Genomic DNA, 18,771 nt, shown 5'->3' with positions numbered 1-18,771 from the left:
TAGATCACTAGAATTTTGAATTGATACTAAAAAATTATGTTTCCATTACGAAGAAGTAGAAGATTACGAACTAATGAATCTATAAGAAGTTTAGTTCGCGAAACAAATTTGAGTCCGCAAGATTTTATGTTTCCGATGTTTATTGCGGAAGGAAAAGGAATAAAAACAGAAATACCGTCGATGCCCGGCATTTATCGCCAATCGATAGATGGCACAGTAAAAGAAGTTAAAGAATTATGGGATCTAGGCGTAAAAGCGGTAAATCTCTATGTAAAAGTTAGTGAAAATCTAAAAGATAACACCGGTAAAGAAGCATGGAATAAAGATGGCCTTATGCAACAAAGCATAAAAGCCATTAAAGATGCTGTACCTGAAATGATTGTGATGCCCGATGTAGCCTTAGACCCTTACTCGATTTACGGCCACGATGGAATTATTGAAAACGGGCAAATTATTAACGATGCTACTGTAGATGCGCTAACCCAAATGAGTATTAGCCATGCTGAAGCCGGAGCCGATTTTGTTGCACCTAGTGATATGATGGATGGGCGTATTCTTGCGATCCGAAATGGTTTAGAAGAAAACGGATTCCATAATGTAGGAATTATGAGCTATAGTGCTAAATATGCTTCAGCCTTTTACGGCCCGTTTAGAGATGCTTTAGATTCTGCTCCAAAAGCAAGTACAGAACCTGTGCCTAAAGACAAGAAAACCTATCAAATGGATTATGCAAACCGTATTGAAGCCATTAAAGAAGCGGTTGATGATGTTGATGAGGGCGCTGACATTGTAATGGTAAAACCAGGTATGGCTTATTTAGATATAGTTCGAGAAGTTAAAGATCATGTAGATGTTCCTGTTGCGGTTTATCATGTTTCCGGAGAATACGCCATGATTAAAGCTGCTGCTGAAAAAGGTTGGTTAGATCACGATAAAATTGTGCTAGAACAGCTATTTTGCATCAAGCGAGCCGGCGCAAGCATTATTTCTACTTATTTCGCTAAGGAAGCTGCAAAATTACTTCAATAATAAGCAGTTAGTTTTTACAAAATTAATTTTAAGCACCTCATAGGTTTTCAGATCTATGAGGTTTTCTTTTTACCGGTAAGAAGTAAGTATAGGAATTACAACTATCGAAAATTATATAACGATGATTTTTTAGCTAGAAAATACATCGCTCGTTTTGTAATTCAGATTCTACTTTTTCGTAAATTTACTTTGTGAAATTCAACAAACTACATATCTCTTTTTCGTTAGTGCTTATCGCTTTGTTAAGCGCTACAGGAATTTCGCAACCTAAAGCTTCTGCTTTCATTTATGATGATGCTCAAAAAACTTCGCATCATTTTAAGCAACACAATAGCTCTAAAGCCTTTGTATTTGAAGAATCTGCCAATTATAACCTTCAGTTTGATCAGGAAGATCAGACCACATTTACTTCAGTTTACGGTACTTATTTTAAGTTAGATTCCGCAGATTTTCATATCATTCCTTCTCAGGATTCCTGGACCTATCTTCAGGATCGCAAAAGCAAGTTAGCAACGCAAATATTTCCATTTCACTTTTTTACATAAGTTGAATTTTTATTACCCGACGCTGTTTTTCAGCAAAAATCACGTGCAATCCTCATTCAGGAAAGATGCACAGATCGATAATAATTTTAATTCAACAACAAATGGATACTTATTCAACAATAATAGGACTTGGGCTTTTTATACTTTTTATAGGACCGATTCTTTTTGTACTCTACAGACAGAGCGTTAAAGATGTGCGCAATAAAAAAGCCCTAAAAGATTTAGCCAAAGAGCACAATTTAAATTTAGATTATACCGAAATTTCGAATTCGCTGGTGCTAGGTTTGGATAAAAAACAGCACAAACTTTTAGTGATGGAGCCATTTAACGCGATGCAACATCAAATAATAGATCTTTCCCAGATCACAAAAAGCTCGATTATTAAACGCAGCGTTTCATTTATTCATAATGATAGCCGAAAAAATAAAGTTATTCAGGTAAGCGTAGAACTAAAGGCTAAGAGTGATTTAAAGCAGGTGACTGAAATTTTATTTTACGATGAAGACGGTGTAGAAAATGATGATATGGAAACAAGACTTTTCACTGCTTCTAGATGGAATGAGCTTATCCAGGCAAACCTTTAATGTATTGGCTTAATGACAAAAAGCTGTAATTTGAAATATGAATTACAGCTTTTTTTATTTTATAATTTCTTTCAAACTAATTAAGTTTTTAATTCCTAATTTAGATTTTTAAAAACTAAAAATACAAATGGGATTACTCCTTGTTTTTGCTGCATTTTCGATATTCTTTTCTTTTATGTGCTCTATTTTAGAAGCTGCCCTATTAAGCTTCACCCCTTCTTTTATCAAGATAAAAAGACAAGAAGGAAAAAAATATGCCGAAATTTTAGCGAATTTTAAAAAGGATATTGATAAGCCACTAATTGCAATCCTTACCATAAACACCGTGGCTCATACCGTAGGATCTATATTGGTTGGTGTACAGGCAGAAAAAACTTATGGGGATGGTAGCAACGCTGTAGGTATAGTCTCTGGTTTATTAACATTGGGAATTTTAATTCTTTCTGAAATAATCCCAAAAACATTAGGTGCCACCTATTGGGATAAAATGGGTTCGTTTACAGCCACCACGCTTCGTATAATGATCGCTCCTTTAAAATATACCGGCATCCTGTGGCTTTTAATGCTAACTACAAGATTGATTGGTAAATCTGCCAAAGTAAATACCATGAGTAGAGAAGAGTTTGCTGCGATTACCGAGGCTGCAGAAGAAGAAGGAGTTTTTGAAGAAAACGAAAGTACGGTAATCAAAAACATGTTGGTTTTTAAATCTGTACAGGTAAAAGATATTATGACGCCATTTTCGGTTGCCATTACCGAAGATGAATCCATGAGCATTGCAGATTTTCATCATTCTCATAAAAATTTAAAGTTTTCCAGAATTCCGGTGTACAAAGAGAAATCCAATAATATTTCAGGATTTATTCTGAAAGACGATGTATTGGAAGAAATGATTAAACAGAACGGAGAATCGAAATTGGAATCTTTAAAACGGGAAGTTTTTGTGACTACTGCTGAAGTTCCTATCCCAGACTTGTTTGACATTTTTATAAGAAAACGCACGCATATTTCTATCGTAACCGACGAATTTGGAAATGTTGTTGGTCTTGTTACCATGGAAGATATTATCGAAACCTTACTTGGTTTAGAGATTATGGACGAGAGTGACAGTATTGAAGATATGCAAAAACTCGCCCGTAAAAACTGGGAGCGAAGAGCAAAACGTATTGGCTTAATCCAACGAAGAGAAGAAGCACAACCAGAAGAATTAGAAAATGAAAAGCACGTACCTGAAAACTCCTCTGGGAACAGCAAAGATAACGGGTAACGAAGAAGGTGTTTCTGAAATTAAGATTTCAGAAGAAGCTCAACCTCATCCAGACGATAATCTTCCATCATGTGTAGTACAGGCAAAAAATGAGTTAGCTGAATATTTTAATCGGAATCGCCAAAACTTCAGTTTTAAGATGAATCCCAATGGAACCCTTTTTCAACAAAAAGTATGGAAAGCTTTATCTGAAATTCCTTTTGGCAAAACCTGCTCTTATTTAGAACTCTCAAAGAAACTTGGTGATCCTAAAGCGATACGAGCGGTAGCTTCTGCCAACGGCAAGAATCCGCTTTGGATTGTGATTCCCTGTCACCGTGTAATTGGCAGCGATGGCTCATTAACAGGTTATGCTGGCGGACTTTATCGTAAAAAGTGGCTTTTGGAGTTAGAAAGTCCGGCACCACAACAAAGCTTATTTTAATAGAAATAATTTCTACATAATTCTTAATTTTAGAAAATGAAAAAACTACTACATTTTCTAAAATACCTCATCGGAATAATTATCGTATTCGTTATTCTAATCTATGCCTTAGATTATGATTATATATTTAAAGGAATACGGGTTACTTATCTAAAAGGTCATAAAACAGCCTATATCGATGATTATACCGAATTTGATAATCGTGTTATAAAGGCAGATAGTTTGAATCCGCAAGCCTGGCCAGAAAGTAAAAATTACAATTCGGTTGAAGCGAGCGATTCTTTAGAAAATCTTAATCGTGAATTGAATACGGCTGCGTTTTTAATTATCAAAAATGATAGTATCTGGTACGAAAAATATTACGATAAGTATTCGGCAAAAAGCAAAACAAATTCATTTTCGATGGCAAAAAGTGTGGTAGTAGCACTTTTAGGTAAAGCGATTCGTGACGGCTACATCACTAGTATCGATGAACCTGTAAGCCATTTTTTTCCGCAGTTTGATATAAGATTAACTGTTGGTGATTTAGCTTCGATGTCTTCTGGTCTTAACTGGGATGAAAGTTATTACAATCCCTTTGGGCAAACCGCAAGAGCATATTTAGACGATAATATCAGAAAACTAATTTTAGATCTTGAAGTTGTAGAAGCGCCCGGTAAGAAATTTAAATACTTAAGTGGAAATACAGAGTTATTGGGTATGGTTTTAGAAGAAGCTACAAACAAAACTTTATCCCAATATTTGAGCGAAAGCTTTTGGCAGCCATTAGGAATGCAAAATGATGCTTTATGGCAATTGGATAGCAAAGAAAATGGGATGGAAAAAGCCTATTGCTGTATTGCCAGTAATGCAAGAGATTTTGCAAAATTTGGGAAGCTTTTTATGCAAAATGGACATTGGAATGGTCATCGCTTAATTAATTCATCTTTTGTTCGAAAAATGAAAAACCCTCGTTTTGAGGATGCTCCATATTATGGCTATGGACTTTGGCTTAGCGATTACAAAGACAAGAAAATTTTTTATATGCGCGGAATTTTAGGGCAATACGTTATTTTAATTCCTGAAGATGATTTGATAATCGTTCGCTTAGGACAAGGACTCAAAAAGCGTGAAGGAGAAGCAAAACATAGCCCAGATTTTTATAAGTATATAGATGAAACTTATAAGATGTTGGAAGAAAAATAAAATTTCTAATCAAATCTAAAAAAAGCCTTGCAATAAAAATTGCAAGGCTTTTTCAGATCGATTTTATTTGATTTAAAGGGTTTCTTCTAACCATTTAAAAAACTCGCTTTGCCAAACTAAAGCATTTTGTGGTTTTAGCACCCAATGATTTTCATCTGGAAAATACACTAATCTACTTTTTAAACCAAGTAATTGTGCTGCTTGATAAGCACCTAAGCCTTGCTCTATCGGAACACGATAATCTTTCCCGCCCTGATAGATTAAAATTGGTGTATCCCAGTTGGCTACTTTAGTAATTGGGTTAAACTCATTATACGCCTTTTGTGCATCAGCATTATTTTTTTCCCAATATGCACCTCCAAAATCGTGATTTACAAAAAATAATTCTTCTGTTGTTCCATACATGCTTCGAGTATCAAAAACACCATCATGCGCTATAAATGTTTTAAATCGGTTATTATGAATTCCGGCTAAATAAAATACTGAATATCCTCCGTAACTCGCTCCCACTGCTCCTAAACGTTCGTTATCTACATATGGTTCTTTGGCAACATCATCGATCGCAGCTAAATAATCATCCATTACCTGGCCGCCCCAATCTTTACTAATATCCTCATTCCATGCCACGCCGTGTCCCTGCATGCCTCGGCGGTTTGGCGCCACTACGATATACCCCTGGGAGGCCATCACCTGAAAATTCCATCGGAAAGAATAAAATTGTGATAGTGGAGATTGTGGTCCACCCTGCGCATAAAGTAACGTTGGATACTTTTTTGATGCATCAAAATTAGGAGGTAAAATTACCCAAACTAGCATCTTTTTACCATCGGTGGTACTTACATATCGTTTTTCTACTTTCGGCAAATCTAACGCAGCATATAATTCCGTATTTACATTCGTTATTTGTTCAAAAGTTTTTTTCTTCAAATTAAAGCTAAATACTTCAGTTGCATGATTCATATCGGTGCGGGTCACCAATAGCTCTTTTTTCTTTTCAGCAACAATTCCGGTAACATCAAATTGACCTTCAGAAAGTTGTTCTACTACAGCTGCAATTCGTTTTTTATCAGGATAATTCACTTTAAATAATTGAATAGTGCCATCTACCGGAGCGGTAAAATAGATTTCCTCTCCGTTTTTTGCCCATAAAAAGCTATTAACCGTCCCGTCCCAGTTGGCCGTAAGGTTTTGTTTTACGCCATTTTCTAAAACAACGATATCATTTTTATCCGCCTCGTAACCGTCTTCCTTCATTTGCAACCAGGCCAAAGCGCCTTCCGAAGAAAAAGCAGGATTGGTATCATATCCCTTATTGTCTTTGGTGATATTTTCGGTCTCTTTAGTTTCTAAATTATACTTATAAATATCAGTATTTGTACTTGTAGCATACTCCTTGCCTTTCAACTTTTTAGAGACATAATAGATACTCTTCCCATCTGGAGACCAGCAATAATCTTCTTCGCCTCCAAAAGGTTTCTGCGGACTGTAATATGGCTCTTTCGGCATAATATCAATGCCTTCGCTATCTTCTTCAGTTAATTTTTTATAAAAAACATGCGTAAAGCTTCCATCCTGCCAGGTATCCCAATGACGAATATCTAAATCTGAAAACACATAGGCATCAGATTTTTCTAGATCCTTGTAAAGATCTTTGGATTTTACTTCTTCTAAATGCACCTCTTTGTGAAAGAGTTTATATTCACCATTTGGAGAAGTATTTCTGTCTTCCCCAACTGCAACCTCATCTTTAGTGATCTCTTTAGCAGTGCCTCCATCAGCAGGAATTTGATAGTATTTTGTAGCAAAATCGTTTTCTTCAACATTTGGGATGGAAAGTTTATAATATAATTGCTCTCCGCTTTTATCCAGTCCCAAAACACTTATCCTCTCGACCTGCCATAATTTTTCCGGAGTCATTCTTTGTTGTGCAAAACCAACAGATCCGTTAATCACTAAGCTCATAACCAGCATTAATTTTTTCATAGATTTATATATTATTCTTCATTTTAACGAAGGTATAAGCCACAAATTTAAGTCTATTAATTTACTACGTAAAACAATCAATTCTCCATTTCTTATTTATCGCTTATATACCCAAAAGATCATCTTAAAGAGATATTTTTGCAAGCTTAATACCTATACACAATGCTCCAAAAATTTGTATTCGTTTTCCTAATTATTACGCTTGTCGCCTGCAAAACTCGAAAAGTTATTAGTTTAGATAAGGCTGAACTTGATAAAACCTATAAAAAACTAGAAGCTTTTATTGAAAATGACTCGGTTGCGGCCTTTAAAAGCCTTTTCAAGGAATCCCATTTTGACCCTAATCATGTTGATTCTCATACTACGCTATTATTTGATGCTGTTTCGGAAAACAACCAAGAAATTGTAGTTTTTCTATTAAAAAAAGGTGCTGATGTAAATTTTATTTCACGCTACGGAACTTTAATGCATTGGGCTTTGGAAGCAGATCACCCTGAAATTGCTGAAATTTTACTGAATAATGATTTTAATGCTTCCGTTGAAAATAAAATGGTGAAAAACCCAGAACCGTTGAATGTTAAAGCAGCTTTTTTAGTTAAAGAGAAAAAACAAAACATACAGCTATTTAAAAAATTATTAGATAGTGGAATGAATCCCAACTTAAGAGATCGAGACGGTGCCTGTTCGCTAATTTTAGCCTGCTATTTCGCTAATTCTGAATTGATATCGTTGCTTTATAAAAACGGAGCAAATATGAATATAAAAGCAATTTCCTGGAAAGACAATCCAAATTTTACACCTACAGAATTTACCAAAAATCAATACACTCCTTTGATGATTGCGGCACTATTTGAAAAAACAGAAGTTGTAAAACAATTGCTAAGCTATCCTGAAGTCGATCAAAATATAGAGGGTTTAGAAAACCATAAAACCGCTTACGATATTGCTTTAGAAACTAAAAACCAAGACTTAATCGCCTTATTTGAATAGCGCAAATATTAATATTCTAGAAGTTGATAAGTACATTTTGAAAATTCAATTATAAAATTGTAATTTAAAATACTGAATTTCAATTTCTAATGAATTTTGAAAAACTTAATATAGAACACATTTTATTTCTGGATATTGAAACGGTTCCAGATCAACCTTCTTTTGAACACTGGGAAGAAGATAAAAAAGATTTATGGGCTGAAAAAACCAAATATATTCGAAAAGATGAGTATTCACCAGAAGAATTTTATCCCAGAGCCGGAATTTGGGCCGAGTTCGGCAAAATTGTTTGTATTTCAGTAGGTTTTTTAAGTGTAAAAGATGAAAAAAGAAATTTTAGACTGAAAAGTTTTTCGGGCGATGAAAAATCGATTTTAGATAATTTCAGTTCCCTTTTAAACGATCATTTTAATAAACCGTATCATTTACTCTGTGCCCATAACGGGAAAGAATTTGATTTTCCGTTCATCGCGAGGAGAATGATTATTAATCAGCTAAAACTTCCGCAGAAAATAAACAATATGGGTAAAAAGCCATGGGAAATTCCGCATCTTGATACGATGGAATTATGGCGATTTGGCGATTACAAGCATTTTACTTCTTTAAAACTGCTTACCCATACGTTTGGCATACCATCACCTAAAAACGATATTAGCGGTGATCAGGTTTTCGAAGTGTACTACCAAGAAAATAATTTGCAACGAATTGTTGAATATTGCGAGCGTGACGTGGTGGCTATTGCTCAAATTGTTTTGCGTCTAAAGCAAGAAGCACTTTTAAAAGACTCAGAAATTAGCACTGTTTAATTATAAAACCATTTCTGGCACTTCCCCTTCGACAATCAATTTCCCCTCGGTAGCGGCGATAATTTCATCTACGCTAACTCCCGGTGCTCGCTCTAATAATTTAAATCCTTCCTTGGTAACTTCAATCACAGCTAAGTTTGTGACAATCTTGGTAACACAACCTACGCCTGTTAAAGGAAGGCTGCATTTTTTAAGCAATTTGGATTCGCCAGCTTTATTGGTGTGCATCATAGCGACAATTATATTTTCTGCGGAAGCTACCAGATCCATTGCGCCACCCATTCCTTTTACCATTTTCCCCGGAATTTTCCAGTTGGCGATATCTCCGTTTTCAGCAACTTCCATGGCACCCAAAATAGTAAGATCGACATGTTTACCGCGAATCATCCCGAAACTTAAAGCAGAATCGAAGAAACTCGCACCCGGCAACGCGGTAATAGTTTGTTTCCCCGCATTAATAAGATCGGCATCTTCTTCACCGTCAATCGGGAACGGTCCCATACCTAAAATCCCGTTTTCACTCTGAAATTCTACCTGAATATCATCGCGTACAAAGTTTGCTACCAAGGTTGGAATCCCAATTCCTAAATTTACGTAAAACCCGTTTTGTACTTCTTTAGCTATACGCTTTGCTATTCCGTTTTTGTCTAACATTTTCTTAATTTGAAAATTTGAAAAATGAGCTAATTTGAAAATTAATCCTTTCTACTCGAAACAATAATTTTCGATAAAATTTTAATGATAACTTCTATTTCTTTCATCAAAAACTCCGTTGGAGTTGGAAAATGATTAGAAGCTTTACATAACTTAAGCCAATAAAAAGTCTCATCTGCTTCTTTACAAGCTATCTTTAATTTGTGTACAAAATCCCTTTTGCTTTCTGCATTTTGTGCTTCCCAAGTATTGGCTCCAATTGAAGTTCCGCTTCTAAATAATTGAGATGACATTTCATATTTATGTTCCGACTTTAATTCTTCTGAAAACTCAATAATTATTAATGAAAAATTGAAGGTTTTATCTACAATAATATTCGGCTTATCATTTCTCATTTTCAAATTATCAAATTGTCAAATTGTCAAATTATCCCATCAGCACATTTTCTACTCATCAAATTAACACATCACCTCACCGTCCTTTTCTCAATTCGTTTTTCGTAGTTTTTGCCTTCAAAAATTCGTTGTACAAATATTCCCGGAATATGGATAAAATTAGGATCCAGTTCTCCCGGTTCTACTAGTTCTTCAACCTCCACGACGGTAACTTTTGCGGCACCGCACATTACGGGATTAAAATTACGCGCTGTTCCCTTAAAGATCAGATTGCCGGCCTTGTCCCCTTTCCAAGCTTTTACAAAGGCAAAATCGGCTTTAAAAGCTTCTTCTAAAACGTACATTTTGCCATCGAACTCCCGAGTTTCTTTTCCCAAAGCGACTTCGGTTCCGTAGCCGGCAGGAGTATAAATTGCTGGAAACCCCTGTTGTGCCGCCTGGCATCTCGCTGCTAGTGTTCCCTGCGGAATTAATTCAACTTCCAGCTCTTCACTCAACATTTGTCGTTCAAATTCAGCATTCTCGCCTACATACGACGAGACCATTTTATCGATTTGTTTTTTCTGAAGTAGAAGTCCTAATCCAAAATCATCGACACCGGCATTGTTGGAAATACAAGTTAGATTTTTAGTATTCAACCGAACGAGTTCTGAAATGGCATTCTCGGGAATTCCGCTTAATCCAAATCCCCCAAGCATAAACGTCATCCCATCATGAACTCCCTTTAAAGCTTCAGCAACATTATCTACCGTTTTATTAATCATCGACTACTATTTTCCTCTAAAAATAAAGAAATTTCAAGATAATTCCAATATTTTAAAAAGTCTTCAATATTAACCTCCGAAGTAAAATAAAAAAAGCCCAGACTGAATGACCAATCTGAGCTTTTAGAATTTAAGTTATATTTTTTAGAAATCTAATTCTTCTATTACTCCGCTATCGGCGTTATTAGATTTCCCGTAAGAATCACAATCTACCGTAATGGATAGATTTTCAGGTCGCTCAAAATCATCCTGAGAGATATTTAGATCTTCATTTGCATAAACACTCTTCATATACATTCCCCAAATTGGTAATGCCATTGTTGCTCCCTGCCCGTAAGTTATCCCAGGAAAATGTACTGCACGATCTTCAGCACCTACCCAAACACCGGTTACGAGATTTGGAACCATTCCCATAAACCAACCATCACTTTGATTTTGTGTAGTTCCGGTTTTTCCGGCAATAGGATTTTTAAAGTCATAAGGATAACCTGTTACCGCTCGCTTATAATCTAATCTAACTTCTCTACCTGTTCCTCGCAAACGTGCTCCAGATCCATATCTAGTTACACCTTCCATCAGGTTAACCGTTACATAAGCCGCTTCTGCACTCATCACATCATGCGTTTCTGGAACATTTTGGAATAAAACGGTTCCATTTTTATCTTCGATTCGTGTAATCAAAACAGGTTTAACACGAACGCCTTTATTTGCGAAAGTACTATAAGCACCCACCATATCATAAAGACTTATATCTGCAGTTCCTAAAGCAATAGCCGGCCCGGTTGGGAAATTATCGGTATCAATTCCCAGTTTTGTAATTAAATTGATCACGTTCCCGGGAGTAGTCTTATCAATAACTCTAGCGGTAACCGTGTTTACAGAGTTTGCCAGCGCTTCCTTCAAGCTCATCATCCCTGAATATTTATCGCCACTACCTGAATTTCTAGGAGACCAATCTTTAATATTCCCGAATTTTCCTGCCGGAATTGTAAACCTGTTTAATGGTAAGGTATCACAAGGAGACATTTTTAATTGATCGATCGCTGTTGCATAAACAAAAGGTTTGAAGGTAGAGCCTACCTGACGTTTCCCTTGTTTTACGTGATCGTATTTAAAATGCTTAAAGTTTGTTCCGCCAACCCAGGCTTTTACTTCTCCCGTGGTTGGATCCATAGACATTAAACCAGACTGAAAGAATGATTTATAATATCTAATGGAATCTCGTGGTGTCATTGTAGTATCAATATCACCTTTCCAGGAAAAGACTCTCATCTCTCGAGGTTTATCAAAAGAAGCCATGATGGTTTCTTCAGATTTGCCTTCTTTTTTCATTTTTTTATATCTCGCAGATCTTCTCATAGACCCCTTGATAATATTATCGATCATACTCTGATCGATATCTCTAAAAGGAGCTGATCTATTGTTTTGATTTTGGCGATCAAACTCTTTCTGAAGTTTAGTTAAATGCCTATGTACTGCATCCTCTGCATATTCCTGCATTTTTGAATCTATAGTAGTATAGACTTTTAAACCATCTCGATATAAATTATATTTTTCACCATCAGGTTTAGGATTTTCCTCGATCCAATCTGATAAGAATTGTCGTGTATATTCTCTAAAATAAGTTGCTATACCATCGTCGTGACCTTCAGGAGAAAAATTAATTTTCATTGCTACTTGTTGTAGAGAATCTTTTTCCTGTTCGGTTAAAAATCCATTTTTGTACATCTGAACAAATACCTGATTTCTTCTTTTCTCTACTAAATCTGGACGACGAACAGGATTGTACAGTGCCGAATTTTTAAGCATTGCTACCAAAACAGCAGATTCCTCTATCTTCAAATCGATAGGCTCTTTATCAAAATAAATTCTGGATGCAGATCGCACGCCAACAGCTTGATAAAGGAAATCGTATTTATTTAAATACATTGTGATAATTTCCTCTTTTGTGTATTGTCTCTCTAAACGAGTAGAGATTACCCATTCTTTCATTTTCTGAAGTACACGCTCAAATGTATTATCTGTAGAGAAATCATCGGTAAACAATTGCTTAGCCAACTGCTGCGTAATTGTACTCGCTCCACCTTTAGATCCCATATAAATCGCTGCACGTGCAGTACCACGGGCATCTATCCCAGAATGTTTATAAAAACGTTCGTCCTCTGTAGCTACCAAAGCTTGCACTAAATGTTGTGGAAGATTATCGTATTTAATGGGAGTACGATTTTCGCGATAATATTTACCAAGTGTTTTCCCGTCTGAAGAAATAAGCTCGGTTGCGAGATTGGTTTCTGGATTTTCTAACTCATCAAAGGTTGGCATTTTACCAAATACCCCCCAACCTGCTAATAGAAAGAAAAAAACAACCGCTAGGACTCCTACACTAAATAGTGTCCAAAATCCAATGATGTATTTGCGGTTACTCTGCTTAGGTTTAGTTTGCTTTTTACGAGATTCAGCCATTTGCTCTAATTATTCTGTGTCGTTTTTTCTATTCTGAAACCAACATCTGTGATTCCTTCTAAATTTTCTATTCCATCTACATCACCATTCTTACGCATGGCATGTCTAATATTAACTTGATAATCTCCTGGTTCTGTAAATTTTACATTTTCTTTATACCAAAGCTTGTTTTCTTTTACATCACCAAATCCTGTACCAAGCCATTCGCCATTAGGTTCAGCCATTTTATATTCTAAGGTGTCGCTTATCACCTTTCCTTTTGGGAATTGAATTTCAGTAATTAAATATAAGTTGCTATACTTAAACTTACTGTTATTTCTAATATCGATAAATAAATTATAAGCTTTTAGAGAATCCAATTCTCCAATGTTAAACGTAACTATAGAATCTTTATTCCACTCATTAATAGATTTATATTCATCATAAACCATTTTGGAATCACAACTCCACAGAAATAAGCTGAATACAGTACAAACCAGAATAAAATTACTTCGCATTCTTTGAGGAAGATGGGTTATTTTTCTTTCTTCTTTTTTTATTTCTACGTTTCTTTTTGCCTTGTTGTGGCTTATCAAATCTTGTTAAACTATCTTGTCCAACCACATTATTAAAGTCTGGCTTTTCTTCTTCCATCTGAAGCACAACTTCAAATTCTTCAAGACTGCCTATACTTTCTCTTTTCTTATTAGAAGCAATTATTTTATTGGCCTGCTCTGCGGTTAGTTTATGCCACGTCATCCATTCACCTTCATAAGCATACCAAAGAAAGCCTTTAAAAATATCTATTTTTTGGCATACGGCTGTTCCCTTTTTGGTATAAAGTTTAATATCTGTTTTCGGGAAAGATTTAAGACATTCCAAGTAGGTATCTAACTCATAATTTAGGCAACATTTTAGTTTCCCACATTGCCCAGCTAGTTTTTGCGGATTTAAAGATAGCTGTTGATAGCGCGCTGCGCTGGTACTTACAGATCTAAAATCTGTTAACCAGGTAGAACAACATAACTCCCGCCCACAAGATCCAATTCCGCCAAGTCTTGCTGCTTCCTGGCGAAGACCAATTTGGCGCATTTCGATACGGGTATTAAATTCTCGTGCAAACTCTTTTATTAACTGGCGAAAATCTACACGATCATCTGCTGTATAATAAAAGGTTGCTTTTGAAGCATCTCCCTGAAATTCGATATCGCTAATCTTCATACTTAAATTTAATCGAATAGCGATTTCTCTGGCTCTTGTTTTAATTTTTTCTTCTTTGGAACGAACTTCTTCCCAAATATCAATATCTTTTTGGGTGGCTTTGCGATAAATTTTTAATACCTCATCGCTATCTGGATCTACCTTTTTCTTCTTCATCTGTATTCTTACCAATTCTCCGGTAAGACTTACCATCCCTACATCGTGACCCGGTGAAGCTTCTGTAGCTACCACATCGCCCATGCTTAGGCTAAGATTTTCGGTATTTTTAAAGAAATGTTTTCTTCCGTTTTTAAAACGTACTTCAACACAATTAAAAGGTTCTATTCCGTTTGGAAGGGACATATTAGAGAGCCAGTCAAAAACCGTAAGTTTATTACAACTATCTGTTCCGCAGGTTCCGTTACTTTTACATCCTTTAGGCTTACCGTCTGTACCGGTAGAGCAACTGCTACACGCCATAAATGTTATATATCTTGATAAGGAGTAACAAAAAGCCAAATCTCTTATTTAAAAATAACCCGATATCCCGACCATCAATCTCACTTCTAAATTCCGGGACCTCAAGGGTATATTTCAAAAATTCGGTTTTCTAATTTTGCTCCTTTTGGTTTATAAATCAGTTCTAAAAAAGTAAAGATACCAATATTAATTGGCATCACCATTTAGAACGAAAGCTTAACTCTTATATTTTAAAACTTCAGAGCGGCCTTTCTTAAAAATTTTATTGCTGTTTCCTTTTCCTTTTCTAAGCTCTTTTTGTTGTTCGTAAGGAAGGGAATTTATTTTCATACAATCTTCGCTGCAGCAATTGTTCATTTCCATTGCACATTCTTCACACTGAATAAATAGTAAATGACACGCTTCATTTGCACAATTAACATGGGTATCACAAGGTTTACCGCATTGATGGCAATGTGCAATTACATCTTCTGTGATACGCTCTGAACGTCGATGATCGAAAACAAAGTTTTTACCGATAAATTTATTTTCCAATTGCTGATTTTTAACCTGGCGGGCATATTCTATTATTCCGCCCTCCAATTGGTACACATTCTGAAATCCGCGATGCTTATAATAGGCACTTGCTTTTTCACAACGAATTCCACCAGTGCAATACATTAACAGGTTTTTATCTTCTTTGTGCTCTTCAAGATCTTTTTCTATAATTGGAAGCGAATCCCTAAAAGTATCTACATCTGGAGTAACCGCTCCTTGAAAATGACCAATTTCACTTTCGTAGTGGTTTCGCATATCTACACAAACCGTTTTTGGATCGTCTAGTAACTGGTTAAATGTAGCAGCATCTACATGAATCCCTTTGTTAGTAACATCAAAGTTCGCATCATTTAGACCGTCGGCCACAATTTTATCACGAACTTTTACTTTAAGTTTAAGGAACGATTTAGAATCTTGCTCAATAGCAATATTTAGACGACAGCCTTCTAAGAAATAAATTCCGTCTATAAAATCTTTAAATTCATTGAATCTTTTTGCCGGAACAGAAAGCTGAGCGTTAATACCTTCGTTTGCCACATAAATTCTCCCCAGAACATCCATTGAATTCCAGGCTACAAAAAGATGATCTCTAAAAAGATTAGGATTGCCTATTTTAGCGTAGGCATAAAAAGAGAGCGTAAGCCTGTCTTCACCAGCTTCCTCGATTAATGCTTCTCTTTCTTTAGCGCTTAGTTTGTTGTACAGTTGCATGCTATACTAATTTTAAGAATTAAAGAAATATTACAGTTTTTTAGTGGTAATTATTTTTACCGGACAGGCATTTTGTGCCTGCAAACATTCGGCAAAGATACTATCATCGTGAGATTTAAGCGTATAAAAGCCTTTTTTTTCTTTAGAATGCAATAGAACGGTCTTGCCATCTTTCTTAGACATCTGAAATTCTGAAGGTGCCATTTCTACGCAATAATTACAGCCAATACATTTTTCTCTTTGTAAGGTAACCACTACCATTAGGCTTTGACTATTTTATACAGTTTGTCTGAATTTCTAATTCTGAATGGTAATTTTATTGTACACGAATCTCCTTTTGAAGCAGTTTCTAAAGTTTGATCGTTCACCATCATTTCAGAAAGTTCTATTTCTTGCGCACCTGTGGTGGGTCCTGTAATTAAAAGTGTATCTCCTAATTTTATGTCGTAAGCTTCAATCTTAAATTCACCAATATTGGCTTTAGGAAAGTAATGCATTCCTTTACCAACGTAAACTTTCTTTTGTGTGGCATGAGAACCAGAGCCATCGCTCCACTCCCCTAGTTTTTGACCTAAATAATAACCACTCCAAAATCCACGATTGTAGACTTTTTTTAGTTCTTCCATCCAGGCTGCTACCTTTTCTTTGGTAAATTCTTCAGCATAATAAGCATCAATAGCTTCGCGGTAGGTTTTTATAACTTTTGCAACATATTCTGGCGCACGGCCACGACCTTCAATCTTCAATACTTTTGCACCGGCATCGATCACCTGATCTAGAAAATCTAAAGTACAAAGATCTTTTGGAGACATCATGTATTCATTATCCAACTCGACCTCAAAACCACTTTCCTGATCGATCACCGTATATTTTTTTCTGCAATTTTGTTTACAGGCTCCTCGATTCGCCGAAGAGTTATGTGAATGTAAGCTCAAATAACATTTACCTGAAACTGCCATACAAAGTGCCCCATGTCCAAAAATTTCTATTTCCACTAAATTTCCAGAAGGACCTTTTACTTCTTCTTTTTCTATCTGGTCGCAGATTTTTTTAACCTGTCGCAAGCTCAGTTCTCTACTCAAGACCATGGTATCGGCAAACATCGCGTAAAACTTAACAGTTTCGATGTTGGTAATATTGATCTGTGTAGAAATATGAACTTCCATACCTATTTGTCTTGCATAAGCAATCACCGCCTGATCCATCGCTATTACCGCGGTTATCGATGCAGCTTTGGCTTTATCCAATAAGGTTTTTACAATAGAAAGATCATGATCGTAAACTATTGTATTGAGAGTTAGATAAGTTCTAACGCCTTTATTTGTGCAACGCTTTGCTATTTCTGGCAGATCGTCTAATGTAAAATTTATACTTGCTCTTGCCCGCATATTAAGCTGTTCTACACCAAAATAAACGGAGTCGGCTCCATTATCTAATGCCGCCTGTAAAGACTCAAAATTGCCCGCGGGGGCCATAAGTTCTATCTTTCCTGTACTCGTCATCTCTAATAAAATATGGGCTGCAAAGATACATATCTTTCAATTATTGGTTACATTTAGCGAAAGCCAAATTTTATGGATTTCAATTAAGAATTTAGTTTTTTCAGATTCAGTAAAATGGAGAAATCTTTAAAACGCGATTCAATTTATAATTGTTACCTAATAAAAGTTATAGTAATTTAGCAACTTGCAAAAAAACAGGATAATAAAATGAGTAACGATAAAGAAAAAGAGGCAAAATTAAAAGCATTAAAGCTTACCCTGGATAAGATGGACAAAACTTATGGAAAGGGTACGGTAATGAAAATGGGGGATCAAGCAGTTGTTGATGTTCCTTCGATTTCTACCGGTTCTTTAGGCTTAGATTTAGCACTAGGTGTTGGAGGTTATCCAAGAGGAAGAGTGATAGAAATTTATGGTCCAGAATCTTCTGGTAAAACTACGCTTACTTTACACGCGATTGCCGAAACCCAAAAAACCGGAGGGATTGCAGCTTTTATTGATGCAGAACATGCTTTTGATAGATTTTATGCTGAAAAGCTAGGGGTGGATATAGAAAACTTAATAATCTCGCAACCAGATAATGGTGAACAGGCTCTGGAAATTGCCGATAACTTAATTAGATCTGGAGCTATCGATATTATTGTAATCGACTCGGTTGCAGCTCTTACTCCAAAAAGTGAGATCGAAGGAGAAATGGGAGACTCAAAAATGGGATTACATGCTCGTTTGATGTCTCAGGCACTTAGAAAATTAACCTCTACAATTAGTAAAACAAATTGTACAGTGATCTTCATTAACCAGCTTCGTGAGAAAATTGGCGTAATGTTTGGAAATCCTGAAACAACTACTGGTGGTAACGCACTTAAGTTCTATGCCTCAGTACGTTTAGATATTAGAAGATCTACCCAGATTAAAAACAGCAGTAGTGAAGTAATGGGTAATAAGACCAGGGTAAAAGTGGTGAAAAACAAAGTCGCGCCACCATTTAAAACTGCCGAATTTGATATTATGTATGGGGAAGGAGTTTCTAAAATTGGTGAAATTATCGATATAGGTGTTGACTACGAAATAATTAAAAAAAGTGGGTCTTGGTTTAGTTATGAAGACACCAAACTTGGACAAGGTCGTGATGCGGTAAAAACCATCTTAAAGGACAATCCAGATCTAATGGATGAACTGGAAGTTAAAATAAAAGATGCTATAAAAGTTGCAAAAGAAGAATCTTAAGCAATTGAAAAACAAATTAATATAAAAAAATCTCCGACTTCGGAGA

The 18,771-nt window shown here is 35.8% G+C and carries 19 protein-coding genes; 9 read left to right on the top strand and 10 right to left on the bottom strand.

The genetic code is table 11. The features are described from left to right. Positions 1–36 precede the first annotated feature (36 nt). The 6 genes from hemB to PBT89_RS00440 all read left to right on the top strand — a co-directional run bounded on the left by hemB (position 37) and on the right by PBT89_RS00440 (position 5,034). Positions 37–1,029, top strand: a complete 993-nt coding sequence (gene hemB / locus PBT89_RS00465) for a porphobilinogen synthase (protein ID WP_270062916.1) — start codon at positions 37–39, stop codon at positions 1,027–1,029. Positions 1,030–1,220: 191 nt separating this feature from the next. Continuing rightward, positions 1,221–1,574, top strand: coding sequence for a hypothetical protein (locus PBT89_RS00460; RefSeq protein ID WP_270062915.1), 354 nt, complete (start codon positions 1,221–1,223; stop codon positions 1,572–1,574). 101 nt (positions 1,575–1,675) lie between these two features. Continuing rightward, entirely contained in the window at positions 1,676–2,158 is a 483-nt protein-coding gene (locus tag PBT89_RS00455) for a hypothetical protein (protein WP_270062914.1), read from the top strand. A 127-nt stretch (positions 2,159–2,285) separates the two neighbouring features. Next, positions 2,286–3,425, top strand: a complete 1,140-nt coding sequence (locus tag PBT89_RS00450) for a CNNM domain-containing protein (protein ID WP_270059678.1) — start codon at positions 2,286–2,288, stop codon at positions 3,423–3,425. Further along, positions 3,373–3,849: a methylated-DNA--[protein]-cysteine S-methyltransferase gene (locus PBT89_RS00445; RefSeq protein ID WP_270062913.1), complete on the top strand. Its 477-nt coding sequence runs from the start codon at positions 3,373–3,375 to the stop codon at positions 3,847–3,849. The genes PBT89_RS00450 and PBT89_RS00445 overlap by 53 nt, the downstream gene beginning before the upstream one ends. Before the next feature lie 36 nt (positions 3,850–3,885). Continuing rightward, positions 3,886–5,034 carry a serine hydrolase domain-containing protein gene (locus PBT89_RS00440; RefSeq protein WP_270062912.1) on the top strand — a complete coding sequence of 383 codons (1,149 nt, stop codon included), beginning with the start codon at positions 3,886–3,888 and terminating at the stop codon, positions 5,032–5,034. 72 nt (positions 5,035–5,106) lie between these two features. On the opposite strand, the gene PBT89_RS00435 is transcribed toward PBT89_RS00440, so the two are convergent. Then, positions 5,107–7,017, bottom strand: a complete 1,911-nt coding sequence (locus tag PBT89_RS00435) for a S9 family peptidase (RefSeq protein ID WP_270062911.1) — start codon at positions 7,015–7,017, stop codon at positions 5,107–5,109. Positions 7,018–7,179: 162 nt separating this feature from the next. On the opposite strand from PBT89_RS00435, the gene PBT89_RS00430 reads away from it, so the two are divergent. Both PBT89_RS00430 and PBT89_RS00425 read left to right on the top strand, forming a co-directional pair. After that, positions 7,180–8,007: an ankyrin repeat domain-containing protein gene (locus PBT89_RS00430; protein WP_270062910.1), complete on the top strand. Its 828-nt coding sequence runs from the start codon at positions 7,180–7,182 to the stop codon at positions 8,005–8,007. An 89-nt stretch (positions 8,008–8,096) separates the two neighbouring features. Continuing rightward, entirely contained in the window at positions 8,097–8,813 is a 717-nt protein-coding gene (locus PBT89_RS00425; RefSeq protein ID WP_270062909.1) for a 3'-5' exonuclease, read from the top strand. On the opposite strand, the gene PBT89_RS00420 is transcribed toward PBT89_RS00425, so the two are convergent. From PBT89_RS00420 to PBT89_RS00380, 9 genes are all read right to left on the bottom strand, one after another. Beyond that, positions 8,814–9,467 (bottom strand): 3-oxoacid CoA-transferase subunit B, encoded by a 654-nt coding sequence (locus tag PBT89_RS00420; protein ID WP_270062908.1) that lies wholly within the window; start codon positions 9,465–9,467, stop codon positions 8,814–8,816. A 41-nt stretch (positions 9,468–9,508) separates the two neighbouring features. Further along, positions 9,509–9,862 (bottom strand): four helix bundle protein, encoded by a 354-nt coding sequence (locus tag PBT89_RS00415; RefSeq protein ID WP_270062907.1) that lies wholly within the window; start codon positions 9,860–9,862, stop codon positions 9,509–9,511. Positions 9,863–9,933: 71 nt separating this feature from the next. Then, complete coding sequence (locus tag PBT89_RS00410; protein ID WP_270059685.1) at positions 9,934–10,626, bottom strand: CoA transferase subunit A; 693 nt, start codon at positions 10,624–10,626, stop codon at positions 9,934–9,936. A 144-nt stretch (positions 10,627–10,770) separates the two neighbouring features. Beyond that, a complete protein-coding gene (locus PBT89_RS00405) occupies positions 10,771–13,089 on the bottom strand; it encodes a penicillin-binding protein 1A (protein WP_270059686.1) in 2,319 nt (772 codons plus the stop codon). A 5-nt stretch (positions 13,090–13,094) separates the two neighbouring features. Then, on the bottom strand, positions 13,095–13,586 hold the full coding sequence (locus tag PBT89_RS00400) for a gliding motility lipoprotein GldH (RefSeq protein WP_270062906.1): 492 nt from the start codon (positions 13,584–13,586) through the stop codon (positions 13,095–13,097). Beyond that, the gene (locus PBT89_RS00395) at positions 13,576–14,748 is read right to left on the bottom strand and encodes a PSP1 domain-containing protein (RefSeq protein ID WP_270062905.1); all 1,173 of its coding nucleotides are present in this window, start codon (positions 14,746–14,748) and stop codon (positions 13,576–13,578) included. Before PBT89_RS00395 ends, PBT89_RS00400 begins: the two co-directional genes overlap by 11 nt. Before the next feature lie 216 nt (positions 14,749–14,964). Continuing rightward, complete coding sequence (gene trhO / locus PBT89_RS00390; RefSeq protein ID WP_270059689.1) at positions 14,965–15,996, bottom strand: oxygen-dependent tRNA uridine(34) hydroxylase TrhO; 1,032 nt, start codon at positions 15,994–15,996, stop codon at positions 14,965–14,967. Between the two features lie 30 nt (positions 15,997–16,026). Then, positions 16,027–16,257 carry a ferredoxin gene (locus PBT89_RS00385; RefSeq protein ID WP_270059690.1) on the bottom strand — a complete coding sequence of 77 codons (231 nt, stop codon included), beginning with the start codon at positions 16,255–16,257 and terminating at the stop codon, positions 16,027–16,029. Then, on the bottom strand, positions 16,257–17,498 hold the full coding sequence (locus PBT89_RS00380; protein ID WP_270062904.1) for a peptidase U32 family protein: 1,242 nt from the start codon (positions 17,496–17,498) through the stop codon (positions 16,257–16,259). Before PBT89_RS00380 ends, PBT89_RS00385 begins: the two co-directional genes overlap by 1 nt. A 207-nt stretch (positions 17,499–17,705) precedes the next feature. Here PBT89_RS00380 and recA point away from each other — a divergent pair, with 207 nt between their 5' ends. After that, complete coding sequence (recA, locus tag PBT89_RS00375; protein ID WP_270059692.1) at positions 17,706–18,725, top strand: recombinase RecA; 1,020 nt, start codon at positions 17,706–17,708, stop codon at positions 18,723–18,725. The last annotated feature ends 46 nt before the right edge of the window (positions 18,726–18,771 follow it).

Origin of the sequence: Zunongwangia sp. HRR-M8 (genome assembly GCF_027594405.1) — a bacterium.
Taxonomy (GTDB): Bacteria; Bacteroidota; Bacteroidia; order Flavobacteriales; family Flavobacteriaceae; genus Zunongwangia.
The sequence above is the reverse complement of the archived record's forward strand: the minus strand, read 5'-3'. Positions and strand labels throughout refer to the sequence as shown.